This is a genomic window from Glutamicibacter sp. AOP38-B1-38, from assembly GCF_052377485.1.
Lineage (GTDB): Bacteria > Actinomycetota > Actinomycetes > Actinomycetales > Micrococcaceae > Glutamicibacter.
On the sequence record NZ_JBQSWU010000048.1, the window covers coordinates 1 to 15,031 of the forward strand.

12 protein-coding genes are annotated in these 15,031 nt (G+C 51.0%); 1 reads left to right on the plus strand and 11 read right to left on the minus strand.

Annotated elements, in window-relative coordinates; all coding sequences use genetic code 11:
- Positions 1-455 precede the first annotated feature (455 nt).
- The 5 genes from ACT3TP_RS17915 to ACT3TP_RS17935 form a co-directional block, all read right to left on the minus strand.
- Positions 456-3,353, minus strand: coding sequence for an FAD-binding and (Fe-S)-binding domain-containing protein (locus tag ACT3TP_RS17915; protein WP_444621212.1), 2,898 nt, complete (start codon positions 3,351-3,353; stop codon positions 456-458).
- A gap of 306 nt (positions 3,354-3,659) precedes the next feature.
- Positions 3,660-4,844 carry an FAD-dependent oxidoreductase gene (locus tag ACT3TP_RS17920; protein ID WP_443439037.1) on the minus strand — a complete coding sequence of 395 codons (1,185 nt, stop codon included), beginning with the start codon at positions 4,842-4,844 and terminating at the stop codon, positions 3,660-3,662.
- A gap of 90 nt (positions 4,845-4,934) precedes the next feature.
- The gene (locus tag ACT3TP_RS17925) at positions 4,935-5,747 is read right to left on the minus strand and encodes an amino acid ABC transporter ATP-binding protein (RefSeq protein WP_443439035.1); all 813 of its coding nucleotides are present in this window, start codon (positions 5,745-5,747) and stop codon (positions 4,935-4,937) included.
- The gene (locus ACT3TP_RS17930) at positions 5,740-6,687 is read right to left on the minus strand and encodes an amino acid ABC transporter permease (protein ID WP_443452125.1); all 948 of its coding nucleotides are present in this window, start codon (positions 6,685-6,687) and stop codon (positions 5,740-5,742) included. Before ACT3TP_RS17930 ends, ACT3TP_RS17925 begins: the two co-directional genes overlap by 8 nt.
- A gap of 19 nt (positions 6,688-6,706) precedes the next feature.
- A complete protein-coding gene (locus ACT3TP_RS17935; protein ID WP_443452123.1) occupies positions 6,707-7,615 on the minus strand; it encodes an ABC transporter substrate-binding protein in 909 nt (302 codons plus the stop codon).
- A gap of 231 nt (positions 7,616-7,846) precedes the next feature.
- Between ACT3TP_RS17935 and ACT3TP_RS17940 the strand changes: the two genes are divergently transcribed.
- Entirely contained in the window at positions 7,847-8,575 is a 729-nt protein-coding gene (locus ACT3TP_RS17940) for a GntR family transcriptional regulator (protein WP_444621213.1), read from the plus strand.
- Positions 8,576-8,634: 59 nt separating this feature from the next.
- Here the strand turns inward: ACT3TP_RS17940 and ACT3TP_RS17945 are convergent, their stop codons facing one another.
- The 6 genes from ACT3TP_RS17945 to ACT3TP_RS17970 all read right to left on the minus strand — a co-directional run.
- On the minus strand, positions 8,635-9,609 hold the full coding sequence (locus ACT3TP_RS17945; protein ID WP_443439028.1) for a hydroxyacid dehydrogenase: 975 nt from the start codon (positions 9,607-9,609) through the stop codon (positions 8,635-8,637).
- A gap of 84 nt (positions 9,610-9,693) precedes the next feature.
- Positions 9,694-11,097 (minus strand): 2-oxoadipate dioxygenase/decarboxylase, encoded by a 1,404-nt coding sequence (gene hglS, locus ACT3TP_RS17950; protein ID WP_443439026.1) that lies wholly within the window; start codon positions 11,095-11,097, stop codon positions 9,694-9,696.
- 26 nt (positions 11,098-11,123) lie between these two features.
- Positions 11,124-12,563 (minus strand): aldehyde dehydrogenase family protein, encoded by a 1,440-nt coding sequence (locus tag ACT3TP_RS17955; RefSeq protein ID WP_444621214.1) that lies wholly within the window; start codon positions 12,561-12,563, stop codon positions 11,124-11,126.
- 47 nt (positions 12,564-12,610) lie between these two features.
- Positions 12,611-13,546 carry a 2-hydroxyacid dehydrogenase gene (locus ACT3TP_RS17960; RefSeq protein WP_444621215.1) on the minus strand — a complete coding sequence of 312 codons (936 nt, stop codon included), beginning with the start codon at positions 13,544-13,546 and terminating at the stop codon, positions 12,611-12,613.
- A gap of 507 nt (positions 13,547-14,053) precedes the next feature.
- On the minus strand, positions 14,054-14,587 hold the full coding sequence (locus ACT3TP_RS17965; protein ID WP_443441312.1) for a hypothetical protein: 534 nt from the start codon (positions 14,585-14,587) through the stop codon (positions 14,054-14,056).
- Positions 14,556-15,031, minus strand: a 476-nt coding sequence (locus ACT3TP_RS17970; protein WP_444621216.1) for a hypothetical protein, incomplete at its 5' end; no start/stop codon positions are given. The genes ACT3TP_RS17970 and ACT3TP_RS17965, both read right to left, overlap by 32 nt.

Genomic DNA, 15,031 nt, shown 5'->3' on the forward strand with positions numbered 1-15,031 from the left:
GCGTTGAGGACTTCTGCGACACTATTGCGGGAAATGCCTTGGGTGGACGCGATGGTGCGTCCTGACAAGCCCTCGGCGCGAAGCTGGAGTATTCGCTTCGCTTTGATCTTTCGTACCATTGAAAATGGCTCCTTTCACCACGCAGGCTGTTGCGTGGTGGGAGGAGTTTATACAGGGTGGCTCTGAGAGAGAATATTGGGTGGCTCTGAAAGACAATAACGTCATCTCGACGTGGCGGCTCTGAATCGCAATATCGGTGGCTCTCAAAGAGTCAAATATTCACTATGGTGTGTTTCAAAATTGCGCCGGAGAACAAGTATCCTAGCTCTTCTCTAGCTCTGGGCATTCAGCCAACTACGCAGGGTAAATGTAATTGCAAAACTAAGCCACTGGCTAATCTCAGGATAAGGTAGATTCAGGTCACTGTTGACGGAACCTAATTCCAGGGGCTTTATTTATCGGGATAAAGGGTCTAAGAGTGCAGCAGCGAGCACCTGGGCTAAATGCATACCTTTGGCATCGGTCCCCTCGGATATCTGTGTGCGGCAGGAGAAACCATCGGAGAGTACGAGATCTTCATCGGCTCGCTTACGGATAGCAGGAAAAAGCTCGCGCTCTCCAAGAGACCGAGAGAGCTCGGCGTGGCCTGGTTCGAATCCCCAGTTCCCGGCTAGCCCACAACATCCGGTTTCAATTTCACGTTCGTCGATACCCAAGGCTTCCAGTACTTTCGCTGTCCCAGAATGCTCGCCCATCGAACGTTCATGACAATGAACTTGGGACACCGCACCGGTGTTCAGTATGCCAAAGGGCCAATCCTTATCGGGCTTCCCATCCGCTGACAGGTGACGGGCGATCAAATCTCCGAAAGGTACCACGGCTGCTGAGAGCCTCATGGCACGTGGGTCATCCGGAACTAGCTCTGTGATTTCGCTCCCCAGCATCACGGTGCATGAGGGTTCTAACCCGATAACCTCATAGCCAGAATTTAGCAGCGGTTCCATGACTTTCAGGGTGTGCCGGATAACCTTTCGAGCGACGTCTAGCTGTCCAGTGGAGTGCCACGTCAACCCACAACACACGAATCCATCAGGAATAATTACCGTGTATCCAAGAGCTTCGAGCACTTCGACAGCGGCCTTGCCAGGTGAGGTGTCCAGGTGGTTATTGAAGGAGTCGGGCCATAGGACTACGGTTTTATCGTCTGGCGTGGCGGTACTGTTGCGCTTTTTGAACCAGGTTTGGAGAGATTCGGGGGAAAAAGAGATCATAGTTCTGGTGGGTTCGATCCCACCGAGCTTCTTCACCAGGGTTTCAACCGTTTTGAACCCCATCAGTCTGTTAGTAGCCCGAGCCGCACCGGGGATCAGATGCAGGATCTGGGTGAGCGCCGGTAGCCATCCCATAGTGTAGTGGGCCATGGGGCGTAGCCGCTTTTGGTAGAACCTATACAGAAACTCGGATTTATAGGTAGCCATGTCTACATTGACCGGGCACTCGGAAGCACACGCTTTGCAGGAAAGGCAAAGATCCAGAGCATCCTTTACCTCAGTGGACCGATACGCCTGTGGTAAAGACTCACCGCGGAACATTTCCGAGAGCACCCGAGCGCGCCCTCGTGTCGAGTCGACTTCATTCCCGGTGGCTTGAAATGAGGGGCACATGGCTCCTTCCTCGGACCGGCATGCCCCCACTCCGACGCAGCGGTTGACCGCATTTACCAATGAGCCTCCATCGCGGCTCAGTACATGTAGGGGAAGCAGTTCAAAATTTCGTTGGCCTGGTCCCGGGCGGACTCGGTCGTCTACGCTTTCTGGATCTACCAGAATCCCGGGGTTGAAGATTCCTCCCGGGTCAAGAATGTTCTTGAAGACGCGGAACGATTCCAGTGCCTCGGCACTATATATACGTGACAAAAGCTCAGATCGAGCCCGGCCATCGCCATGTTCTCCAGATACAGAACCGCCGTAACGCGCAATGATGTCGGCTGCTTCCTCCATAAAAGAACGGAATGCGAAAAGCCCAACTTCACTGCTAAGTGTGAAGGACAACCGAATGTGTACGCATCCCTCACCAAAGTGTCCGAACGGGATGCCGCGTAGACCATGCCGATCCATCAAAGCGTAAAGATCGCGCAGATAGTCTGCTAAATGTTTAGGAGGTACTGCCGAGTCTTCCCAAGAAGGCCAAGCTTCACCTCCGTCGGGCAACCTAGTGACTATGCCAGCAGCGGCTTCTCTAATTCCCCACAACGCCTTGATCTGTTCATTTTTTGTGACCACGATCGACTGCGTAGCTGCGCTCACCGTTGCCACGAATTTCTCGGCGTTCAGTTGCGCATGCTCCGTCGTATTCCCGATCGCTTCGCAAAAAAGCCACCCACCGGCATCGTCTTTACCATCAAGACGATTAATCCCGGGCAGCTCGGAACCCGCGGATTCTTGGCCTGGCCTCGAACGCAACGCTTCAAGCAGGTCATAACCCATGCCTTCAGCTGTTGTCATGCCGGTGCCCCGGACAAGAGCAGCAGCTTCGGCAGCATCGAAGACCGTGTCGAATGCCAGCACGGCTAGCGCGGTAGCTCGAGGACGTTCAACCAGCTTCACTGTGATCTCAGTGATGATGCCACACGTCCCTTCGCTGCCCGCTAAAGTCTTGGCGACGTCAAAACCGTTCTCCGGGAGCAAATAATGCAGTCCGTATCCTGAGACTTGTCTAGGAAACTGTCCTAATTCGGTCCGCAGCGTCTTCAAATATTTGTCACGAAGCGCCAACAGCGAAGCATTGATAGACGGGTCGTCAGTGCCGCTGGCCCCGAAGACAACTTCTCGCCCATCAGCCAGCATCAGAGTAACCGACTCAACATTTTCCGCGGCCGTTCCCCAAACCAATGAATGTGAACCGCAGGCATTATTGGCAACCATTCCTCCAACGGTGCAACGGCTATGAGTCGAGGGGTCTGGGCCGTAGGTTAACCCAAATTCTTCTGCCGCATCACGCAGCTGGTCGCAAATAACACCTGGTTGGACTCGTGCTGTGCGAGATTCAGGGTCAATCGACAAAATCTGATTAAAATACCGAGAAGTATCGATCACTAACCCTTCACCGATGCTATTACCGGCTACCGATGTGCCACCACCGCGCATGGTGATTGGCCAGCCCTTTTCGTTGGCCAGAACAACGGCTTGCCGGATGTCTTCCACATTTCGCACTTCAAGGACAGCAGCAGGGACACGGCGATAAATCGACGCATCTGAAACGTAAGCTGCTCGCGTGGTCATATCAGTTCGCAGCAGATCATGGATCGTTCCTGACGGCAGGATGCTGAACGAGTCTGATAAAACTTTATCCATGGATACTGCTCACGATCTGGTGTTGTGCGGTGATGGAAATTATTATGTGGTTGTTCACCTGGTCCATCGCCCCATCTAGGTTGGTATTGAAGTTCTCAGATGGTATTTCGGACCCAGGTATCGGAAAATAGACGAGAAATCTATACGTAATCGTTCCTAAACGGAACCTCCAACGGGGCAAATGACCTGTTCAAGAAGACACCGTCAAAAAGAATGTCTCCTGAATCATGATCAGTGCACCTTTAAGACTGCCCCCGTATGCATTTTGGAGTTCTGTACGCCGTTTCATAGCCGATTTAGTAGCAATTAAGCGCCTGATGCTCTGCTTAGCCGTTCCCAATCGCGACTAGAAGATTCTCGTTCGTGGAATCTCTCCGGGTTTGCAAATGCGATGTCTGGGTTTTGCTCGTCGAGCGAAAGTTCCTTGGCAACGGCCTCGCCAACCCCCGCAGCCATTTTGAAACCCTTGCCGGAAAACCCTGTAGCCAGATAAACCCCAGGCATTTCATCGAGCCACCCGATGAGCGGATTATTGTCCATCGAATAAAGATCGGGATAGGCTTTTGACCTTACACATGTGGGAAATAAGCCCGGTAGGAACTCTTCTACAGCTTTATTGCACCTATCGATTTCTTCAGGTGATAGGTCCCGATCCATCTCTGAAATTCGCAGGATTTCTTGTGGGGGAACGATGCCTCCCAACTTCACGGTACTGCCATCGATGGCGGGAGCACCCCACATATGCAGTCCCTCTGAATCTCGCATGAAAGCGGGGAAAGTATCTGCTGAGAATTCCTTCGGGTTCCTGCTTGCATACCAGGTCAAAAGGATACGGCCTGACTTCAACCACTTGGAATAGCGTTCGGGTATCAAATTTTGGGACCAAGCTCCTGCGGCAATGACTACCTTTTCAAATGACAGCCGTTTACCATCAACTTCGATTTCAACATACGTCTCATGAGGGATGATCCGCTCAATCTGAGCGGAGGAATGCACAGTTGCGCCGTTGATCTTAGCCTGTTCAATAGCGCTAAGTACTGCCAAATCTGTCCTGAGCAGTCCACCGCGCGGATCGAAAAATCCAATGTCTGATGGCAGTAGACGGTGCTGCGGATAGGTCTGTTCCAGCCGATCATGGGCCAGTCGATCAAAAGGAATTTCGGTCTGTGAGGCACTTTTGGTGAACTGCTCAACATAGTCACCGTGGTCGGTTCCTATTGTTATTGCCCCATTGTTTTGGTCTAGAACGGTCTGCCCACTGATGCTACTTAATTCTTTCCATAATTTTTCGGATTCGGCGAGAAGAGCACTGTATTCAGCGCCTTCCCGATAGGCCATACGGAACATTCTGGTATCGCCACCTACTGCCGTGTTATCCGACGCCGGATGAAACTGTTCGAACCCGACGACTCCTTCAGTCCGCAGCGAAGTGCGCCAAAGAATCATGCTTCCGATGGTTCCCAACCCGATAACTGCGATTTTTCCGTCCATTTAAATACTCCAGTGATTTTTAACGCATAGCCCTTGTGGATCCTTGCGTTAAGGTTTCAACGATGTGTGGGTGAGGTCAGATAATTACTGTCACGATTTTTCATTTATTCCGGAGACCCGGGCGAGGAACTCGCGTGTTCTGGGGTTTTTCGGGTTCTCAAAGACTTCTTCGGGGGTGCCGTCTTCGATGATCTTGGCCTTATCCATGATTACTACTCGATCTGCTACTTCCCGGGCGAACTGCATTTCGTGGGTAACCACAATCATTGTCATGCCGGCTTGCGCCAGGTCCGTCATAACTCGAAGTACTTCACCGACTAACTCTGGATCGAGAGCCGAAGTTGGTTCATCGAACAACATAACCTCGGGGTTCATGGCGAGTGCGCGGGCAATAGCAACTCGTTGTTGTTGTCCACCTGATAGCTCCCCTGGGTAAGCGTCAGCTTTACTAGAGAGACCTACTTTTTCAAGTAGTTCAAGAGCAACTTTCGTCGCGTCTTTCCGTGATACGCGGTTAACCACTGTTGGTGCTTCGATGATGTTCTGCAAGACGGTCAAATGCGGAAATAGATTGAACTGCTGGAACACCATCCCCAGTCTTTGGCGTTGCCGGGCCGTGGCTTTCTCACTGAGCAGCTCCATCGAGCCGTTGACTTCTTTATAGCCGACATACTCGCCTAACACCCGAATTTCTCCCGAATCAAGTGTTTCTAGGCGGTTGATGCAGCGAAGCATGGTGCTCTTACCGGAACCAGAAGGGCCTATAACGCATAAAACTTCACCACGTTTGATGTCTAGAGACATATCGTCCAGTACAACCAGTCGCTCAAAATTCTTGGTTGCAAACGATTTGGTGATTCGTTTGAGCTCAATGACAGTTTCAGACTTGATAACTTCAGACATGAGCGTCCTCTTCCGCAATGGCTGATGGGTTTTTAGATGTGTTGGAAGGAGATGGACTTATTTTTTTGCGTCTTTTTCCTTTTTCTCCATATCCACGGTTAAATACTCGCTCGACGCGGCTTTGTATCCACGTGAGAATGGAGACGAGTATGAGATACCAAATGGTCGCCACGGCGAGAAGTGGGATGACTTGATAGTTTTGCGAGTATACGATCTGTGCCGAGTAGAGAAGATCGCTAAGTGCAAGGACGCTCACCAGCGAAGTACTTTTGAGCATAGTAATGACTTGGTTTGCTGTGGGAGGCACGATCAGACGCATGGCCTGCGGGAAAATGATGCGTTGGATCACTTTGAGGGGTTTCATTCCAAGTGCGTGAGCAGCTTCGCTCTGTCCCTTGGCAACGGCAGCAATGCCTGATCGGATGATTTCCGCCATATAAGCACTCTCATGCAATGACAAGGCCAGGAATGCCGCCATGAAAGGACTGATGATCTCATTGGCGTTCAAAGTGATCAGAGGTGCTGAACCTGGAATTCCCAGTTCCAATTGGGGGAAGAGTGCTGCCAGGTTGAAGAAGAAGAGTAGCAGCACCAGCAGAGGTACTCCACGAAAAATCCAGGTATATACGGTAGCTATCCACTGCAGCGGGGGGCTCGATGAAAGCTTCATAAGCGCTATCACGGCGCCGAGAAGGGTGCCTGCAATCATGCATAAGAAGGTCAACAGTAAAGTGTTCGCAATACCAGTAAGAATGATGGTGCTGAACAGGTAAGCGCCGATGACCTGCCAGCCAAAGCGTTCATTACCAAAGATGGATAAGAGAATAACCAGCGCCAAAATAATGACAATGGCAGAAAGTATAATCTGTTTGATGTTTCTGGGAACCACTACTGCCGGGGCCGGGGCCGGGGCAGTGACAGGATCTAATTGTGATGGCACTGGCTATTGTCACCTTCTCCTATTTTTTGATTTCAGCGTGGTCGATGGCAAGATTTTCGACACCATACATTTCCATTGTTTGCTTGTATACGCCAGAGTCGATCAGATTGTTCATGGCGGCGGCTAGCGCCTCAGTCAGCGGTGAATCTTTTTTGATTCCGATACCGAGGATAGAACCATCTGTGAGCGCATCTCCAACTTCAATTTTGTCGTTGAGGTTAGCGGCGTAGAGCAGAATGGGCGTATCGCCGGCCATTGCATCAACCCGACCACTGTCGAGGGCAGAGAGCGCCTTCTGCTGGTCCGGAAATCCTTGGACATCAATAGGTGCATCGCCGGATTTCTCACATGCTTTGGATTTCACGGGCATGACTTCAGTGAACTGGAACGAACCAACTTCTAATCCGACGGACTTACCGCAGAGTGTGTCAGCGGTAATGTCCTTGGGGTTCCCCTTGGGCTGGGCAAGGGAGCTGTTCGCGAAGTAGTACTGAACGAAGTCGAGAACTTTGATTCTGTCGTCAGTGATGGCCATATTGGAGGCAGTCGCATCATAGCGTCCTGCCTGTATGCCCGGAATGATCTGATCCATCGAGGCTGCTTTGACGGTGACCTTGAGGCCTAGTACTTCCCCGATTTGCGCCATGAGATCAGGGTTCAGGCCAACGACTTCACCTGTATTCTGATCTGGGTAGCCTAATGGCGCCATTCCCATAGTGGTGGCGACTTCAAGAGTGCCTTTATTCTTCACATCGGCAGGAAGAAGGTCGGCTGCTTCCTGATTGAATTCAGCAGTCGGTCGTGTTTGTGATTCCTCACCGGAATTCTTAGACAATGCTGCTTCAGGATCGCTACATCCAGTTAGAGCCAGCATCCCAATCGCAACGATACTTACAAGCATCTGAGAGCTTTTGCGAATGTTTTTCATCGTTTATCCTCCAAAGGGGATGTGTCGCATGTTACATGATACGGATCACAATACATGCTTGTTCCTAAAAATGAAATGAGTCAGTAAAAATGACTTTCGGAACGTAGTTAAGGGGTCGAGGGCTCGTGAGCTCTTGACCGCAAGAAGTGTAGATTGACAATTATGAATAACCAACCAAAGCCTGCATGTTACGTGTAGCATACCTATTAGGGACGACTACTAGGAGGTTCCATGACTGCGGCAACTTCATCTTTGCAGCCAATAAATACCCAGCAGGTTACTTTGACCGACCGCACCCTGAAAGCGGTGCGCGAGGGGATCCGTACAGGAACGCTGATACCAGGTGAGCTGTATTCCGTATATCGTTTGGCAGAGGATCTGGGGGTTTCTAGGAGTCCCGTTCGTGATGCGTTGCTGCGGCTTGCGGAAACGGGGATCGTTAATTTCGAGCGAAATAAGGGCTTTAGGGTGGTGTTGCCTGGGCCAAAGGAACTTGCGGAGATGATTTCAGTGCGTATCGCGCTGGAAGTTCCTGCCGCCGAACGGGCAGCCCTCAACATCGGAAACGACGTGGAGAACTCACTTCAGGCGGTCTATTTATCAATGGAAAGAGCCGCCCTAAATAATGATGAGCCTCTGTTCATGAATGAGGATCAACTCCTACATGGAGTGATTCTGAAGCTTGCGGACAATAGCTATGCTGAACGCGTGATTGAGACTCTTCGCGATGCGATGCGCCTGGTTGGGGCTTCGACTATTAAGGGGTCCAGAGATTTAGGCGCCGTTCTTGTGGAACATAAGCCGATCGTCGATGCCATCTGTGCAGGAAACGCACTAGAAGCAGGGCGGGCCATGAGTGCTCACTTGCGAACGACGGGGAGAGTGCTCCTTGCTGATGCGGTGAAACGCAACAATTCAAAGCTTGACCCCGATGAGCTTTGGGAACGACTTATCAACTGATGGGATAGGAAGTAATCCAAGAACGCTCACCGGGTCGGCCCCAACCCAGTGAGAGTGATTTAGCGCGGCATGCTCTGCATTTGACCTAACTCTTGAATTACTTGGGTGGTGACTTGCGTTGCCATTCGTTGGAGAGCTTCTTCGGTCATGGCTGCCATATGAGGGGTCAGGATCAGGTTTGGAGCGCAGAAGAGACGTGAATTTGGATCTGGTGGCTCGGTTGCATAGACATCGATAGCAGCTCCGGCCAAATGACCCGACTCCAAAACCGAAATCAAAGCTTCCTGATCTACTAGTTCACCCCTAGCAGCATTAATCAGGATAGCGCCAGGTGGCATCATCTCTAGCTCGCTACGGCCAATCAGATGATGACTGTCTGGCCCGCCAGGCACATGCAGACTGACGATGTCTGAGCGAGATAACAACTGGTTTAAGTCATCCACCAATTCGAACGGTCGCTCCTTGGTCTTATCGAGGTAGGGATCATAAGCGGCGACATGCATTCCCAGATGATTGGCTAGTCGTGCAACGGCCGCTCCAATGGCCCCGGCTCCAATGAGTCCAAGTCTGGTTCCATTTGCTTCCCGGCCAGTAAGGCTGGCGCGATCGACTTGGCCAGGTAGTGACCCTGCATTGGAGGAGAAAGCGCCCTGTCTGAGCGAAGTGCTGACTTCAGGAATTCGCTTGAGCAGCATAAGCGCAACAGTAATGACATACTCCGCGACTGATGCGGTATTAGCCTGTGGCGTGGTGACGACTTTAATTCCGAGATTCTTCGCTGCTGTTAGGTCTATGTTGTCTGTACCCGCTCCGTGTCGGCCGATAACCTTTAGGTTGGGGGCCTTTTTCATCATTTCTTCGGTAAAGAGTGTGCTCCGGATGATGACAGCATCGGCTTTGCCGAGGATTTTTTCGTACTCATCATTTTCTGCCGACGGCATATGCTCAAGTTCGCAATGCTTCATGAGAAGTTCAATTCCCATGGGGTGGATCGACTCCATCAAAGCAACGAGCGGAAGTTTAGTTATAGACATTATTGATCTCTCAGTTTGTGGAGACGTGATGTGAGGTGCGTATTCTGGTGTGGTCAGAACTTGGGTGATGCTAAAGGGCTACGACTACATCCAGGGGAGGGTCAGGTCTTCTGGCTGTATTCCAAGTTGTTGGCAGACTCTAGCCAGTGATGATGCACGTTCCTGGGCGTAGATTTCAAAGGAATCTAATACTGGTGTCCCGATTCGATCGGACATCCAAGCAGCGTCCCGGGGAGCGTCGCCCTGTGCGTCGCGGACGTTGCCATCACCTGAGAGATTTGAGGCAAAGATGCCGGCAGCTGATTGGGGGAGGAAGTCTTCGTAGACAATTGGTTCAATACGAATATGGCCCTCTGAGACCATATCGATCAACTGAGATGGCATGTCTGAGGCAGGTCTCTCCGATACGAGCTCGAAAGTAAAGTACCCAAGGTCCTTTTGAAGGAATTCAGCTTCAGTTCGAGGGAACCGCTGTGCCCAGATTTCTTGAGCGACGTCGGCACGATCTCGTCTGCTTTGAGCCGATTCGGCATCTACCTCAGCCATACTTGAATCGTAAACGGCACGCCCGGTGGGAGTGAGAGCTATACCTCTAGCCTCAACTTCACCAAACCTGACTTGAAGCGCACCTTCGCATACTGAGCCGTCGGCCTCTTTGAACATACGAGGCTCCGAAAGAGCACGGAAAGAGGTTTGCCGAAGTAACACATCTGGCCCCTCACATTTTGGAGGGCCCTGGATGGAATCGATCATGCTGATTCCTCGAGCTTCCATTCGAGAATAGAGCTCGTCTATGTTGAGTACGCGGGGTGTCAGATGATTGATATGGGTTGTGGAGACACCTCCAATATCCGCTGCGACGCTGGAAATACTTTCAAGTTCTTCGTACCATTTTCGATCGACTGGTTCAGAAGACAAGGCAAATGCGGAAGCCGCGAGAGCCAGGAAACGTTGGGCTTGCTCTTCAGGTAGACCATTTCCTTCCACAGATAAATCGGCTAAGGCTAACAATTCATCGGAAAACAAGGTCCTTTGGGAGATGTACTCCTTAAGTCTCTGTTCCAGCTCCAACGTAAAGAATCTACGATCTTCGGGGACCAACATGGAGGTGAAGACTCTGAAGGGGTTCTCGGCGAGCTCGTGTCGGTCGATGGGGCGGAAAGCCGTTGAAACCACGGGAATAGGCTTTGGCTTCGCATCACGAAGATCATAGAAGTTGACCGAGTACATTCCAACCGCGCCGAAAATCCTGGCCGCTTGAGATAGTTCCTCCGGACTTCCTACTCGAATGGCCCCGTGTCGCTCGGCCGTTACTCGTTCTAGACTTCCAAACAACTCAGCTTGTTCTGGGTGCTGGCGTTGGTAATCCTGGTTTACTTCCTGCGCTACATCTACCAACATGTTGTATGCGGGGACCTCCTCACCGTAGAGTTCGGAGAGGACCCGGGAAAGTCGCTTACGCAGCTCTGTTTGTGTTACATGGCTCATGTGGTTTTGCCGTCCTGTCTTCGATGTTAAGAGGTGGTCGTGGTGTATACCGTGGAAGAAGTGGTGTAGAACTCGCGGGCGGCCGCGCCTTGTTCATGAGGACCGAAACTCGACGACTTCGTGCCACCGAAAGGCACGTTAAGCTCGGTCAAGGCTGTGGAACGGTTGACGTGCAGCATGCCCGCGTCGACTTCGCGTAGGAATTTGTTGACTGACTGCGGTGACTCACTAATAATCCCTGCGCATAGTCCGTAATCTGTGTCATTAGCTGTCTCAATGGCCTCATCGATTCCGTCCACTTCAATAAGGCAGGCAACGGGTCCGAAGATTTCTTCCTGGTTGATCCTCATATCCGATCGACCACCTGTAAATAGCGTTGGCTGCATGAAGAACCCTGGGGTTGACGCATCAAAAGCAGCGCCTCCCGATAGAATTTCTGCTCCTTCATTCACCCCGATCTTTACGTACTCCAGTACGTTTGACAGTTGATTTTCACTGGCGAGCGGGCCGAGGTCGGCGGTCGAGTCCAGAGCATGACCGACGGTGAGCTCAGCAATCCGATTTACAAGGCATGTCTTGACTTCTTCAATGATCCCCTTCGTCACGATGACCCTGCTTGTTGCCGTGCAACGTTGACCGGCAGAGTAGTAGGCACCATCGATAACGGCTTCCACCGCCGTTGGGATATCAGCATCGTCTAAAATGACTAGACTGTTTTTTCCTCCCATTTCGGTTTGGACTTTTTTATTGCCGATATTGATACAGTCTTGGATGATCTGTTTCCCTGTTTCACCCGATCCTGTGAAGCTCACGGCATCTATTGATTTCGACTTCGAAATGCGATCGCCAACGGCTCTTCCCGAGCCCATGACTAAGTTGAAAGCACCGTGAGGAAGATTGGTTTCGGAGATTATTTTTGCTAGGTTCCATGCCGATGCCGGAACTAGGGTAGCGGGCTTGAACACCACCGTGTTGCCGAAGGCGAGAGCAGGGGCAATTTTCCAAGCGGGGATGGCAAGAGGGAAGTTCCATGGGGTAATAATTCCCACGGTTCCAACGGGTTTCCTCACCGTATGAATTGATGTCCGTTCTCGTGAAGATAAGAACATCTCACCAGTAGCTTGCTGCAATTGGTGAGCATAGTAGAGGAAAGTTCGGCCCGCTCGCTCGGCTTCACCGACTCCTTCGGTGACTAGCTTTCCTTCTTCGCGGGCAATGCACTTCCCAAGCTCATTTTTTTGCTTTAATATTTCCTCACCGATATGGGTGAGTACTTCGCTCCTATTTTGCGCTAGGGTCTCGCCCCATTCGTGCTTAACATTGCATGCAGCCTGAATTGCTCGATCTGTATCGCTACTTGTTGCTTGTGCGTAGTAACCAATAACGTCGGTCGTCTCCGAGGGATTAACGTTTGCTTGATATTCCCCAGGAACCCATTTGCCGTTAATGAAGTTGTCGTATTGCATTCAGTTTCTCCATATACGGTGGCTGTTTGTCATGAGATCGGTGGTGCTCAAGATGAGGCCCTGTGGAAGTCTTTTCCATTCAAGAAGTTTTCGATGTTTTCGACCACCCCTGTGGCCAAAGCAGAAAAAGCCTGGGGTGTGTTGTACCCCTGGTGTGGTGTCAGCACTACGTTCCCTAGCTGGAGAAGACGATCATTGCTCTCTGGGGGTTCCTGTCTGAACACGTCAAGGCCGGCCGACAGATGACCTTTCTCTAATTTGTCCTCGAGCGCGAAGTCTTCAATAAGTTCCGCGCGTGCTGTGTTGAGCAATATTGCTCCGGGACGTAATCTGTCCAGCATGTCGGCGGTGATGATGCCGTGGGTCTGAGCATTCAAAGCTAAATGCAAACTGACTACATCGCATTGATCAAAAATTTCTGGCAAGGGCGTCAACTCAACATTCGCCTCGGCGTTAGTTACCGGCGATCTGTTCCAAATCAGGACGTTCATTCCTAGAGCGCGCAGAAGCTTGGCTACATGTGCTCCGATTCCACCGTAACCGATGATTCCAGCCGTTTTTCCGGCGATCTCCATCCCTGAAGGGAAAGGGCGCCAACGGCCGGTTCGTACATGCCTGTCACCTTCAGCTGTCCTCCGAGCCACTGAAAAAAGCAGCGCGATCACATGTTCGGCAACCGCCGAATTTCCATAGTCAGGTGTGACAGCGACCTCGATACCCTTTTTCTGAGCCAGAGGAAGATTGACGAAATTCGATGCACCCTGCCCAACATAGGCCACAAGGCGCAGATGAGGTGCTTTGACCAGAACTTCATCAGGCAAGGTTCCTCCCAGGATGATCACCTGAGCTGCGCCAACGACGGAAACGAAATCTGCTGCCGACTCTGGAGTGCCTTCATGGACTCTTAAAGTACCTATGGAGCGTAAACGTTCAAAGAGCCCGAGCTTTTGAAACAACGATGAGCTCGATTCATTCGCATCCACATACACAATATGTGGGTTCTCATACCTCGGGCTCATTTATCTAATCTCAATTCATCAGTGCGCTTACACATGTTGTGGATGATGAGAGATACGAAGAATTCTCGTATTTGCAACAGTAGGGTCATGACCCTTTTGAAGCACATCGCATGTGGCATGTTACTGACATTAGTCAGCAGGTCCACAGCTGTCAATGGGTCGGCGCACGGAAAATGCAAGCTATCATTTTATTCGCTAACGCATTTGCTTGCTACGGCGGGACCGGGGTCCTCGGAGGGAAGCGGCAAAATGAAGACTGCCCCCGGTTAACACGCTATGCAAACAGCTTATGGAGCAACACTATTTACATTATCTATTGATTAATTTTTAGGCCGATAATTATGATTATGTCAAGTAGAAAAGACTTTATTTGTTCCTGCCGCACATCGTGAGGTTTCAGATGAACGTCGCGCTCTACACCGAAACTAGCTGCTGGCGTGTGTTCTATCCTCAAATAGGCATCAGGCAGATCTAGTTTCGTCCCATAGCAATACGCTCATAAGCTCGATGGATTCTCTTGAGGCACATGGTGAGGACCATTAGCAGATGGCCCCCCGCAGCAATGGAGAAGCACGAGATAATACGAATTATCGTCTCTTCACTGGGATCGAGGTTTGCAGGAGCTCCGACCCACTCGGTAGATCCAACAATCACTAGGAAGAAGACCAGTAGCAGCCCCCAAAGCATTGCCCATAGACAGTTGAACATTATCTCATCCAGTAGTTCCAAATCGGCATCGATGATTAGAGGATTATTGGGCAAGGAGGTTCGTAGCTGGAAGAGGAACACCGCAACAGCGAATAAAAGTCCGGAAACTATAGAAATCCCAGCAACAGCGTTGTCTACTTTTACCAACCTGAAGTCTAGAAACCAAGCGATAGCACTTAAAGCCACGGGTATTCCCAGTTGCATCAAATAATCCGGGACATGAATCTTTCCCGTTTGCCCGTTCCTGAGTGTTAGAAAATGATCTCTAGGAATTCGCCAGAGGGACAGCTTCCCCATGTTTTGCTCCTAGACTATCGCTCCAGCGCGGCTCCCAATTTATTTTGCCGGTTATTCCCGCAATTTCAGATAACTGCTCAACGCACTTTGCCACCAGGTCGTCCACAATTAGCTGCTCGGTATTGTCTTCGTTGAGTACCAACCGAAAGCTTGGAGCGCCCCCGCCATCAACTAAAAATTTCTTTTGTCGCTCGCCGTCGACCAACGTGACATAAATATCTTCCTTTTCATGATCCTCATCGACTGGAATGCCGACGACTCGCTTTGCTGCACTCTTGTCAGTTGCCAACTTTCCAAGAAGATCTCGATTAAAGAATGCACGGCGATGCGGTCTTGCGATATGAGATATGGCCCCCACTTCGACGTGTACGCCGTCTGCAGCGTCGACTGACTTACCCTCGACTCTGAGCTCAACCTCTTTCAACTTGGCATGTTCTGCCCAAG

What these genes read in the sequence shown, in the direction of transcription:
- ACT3TP_RS17920 (WP_443439037.1), bottom strand. Translation starts at nt 4,844, where the DNA reads ATGGACGGAAAAATCGCAGTTATCGGGTTGGGAACCATCGGAAGCATG.
- ACT3TP_RS17935 (WP_443452123.1), bottom strand. Translation starts at nt 7,615, where the DNA reads ATGAAAAACATTCGCAAAAGCTCTCAGATGCTTGTAAGTATCGTTGCG.
- ACT3TP_RS17940 (WP_444621213.1), top strand. Translation starts at nt 7,847, where the DNA reads ATGACTGCGGCAACTTCATCTTTGCAGCCAATAAATACCCAGCAGGTT.
- ACT3TP_RS17955 (WP_444621214.1), bottom strand. Translation starts at nt 12,563, where the DNA reads ATGCAATACGACAACTTCATTAACGGCAAATGGGTTCCTGGGGAATAT.
- ACT3TP_RS17945 (WP_443439028.1), bottom strand. Translation starts at nt 9,609, where the DNA reads ATGTCTATAACTAAACTTCCGCTCGTTGCTTTGATGGAGTCGATCCAC.
- ACT3TP_RS17925 (WP_443439035.1), bottom strand. Translation starts at nt 5,747, where the DNA reads ATGTCTGAAGTTATCAAGTCTGAAACTGTCATTGAGCTCAAACGAATC.
- ACT3TP_RS17965 (WP_443441312.1), bottom strand. Translation starts at nt 14,587, where the DNA reads ATGGGGAAGCTGTCCCTCTGGCGAATTCCTAGAGATCATTTTCTAACA.
- hglS (WP_443439026.1), bottom strand. Translation starts at nt 11,097, where the DNA reads ATGAGCCATGTAACACAAACAGAGCTGCGTAAGCGACTTTCCCGGGTC.
- ACT3TP_RS17915 (WP_444621212.1), bottom strand. Translation starts at nt 3,353, where the DNA reads ATGGATAAAGTTTTATCAGACTCGTTCAGCATCCTGCCGTCAGGAACG.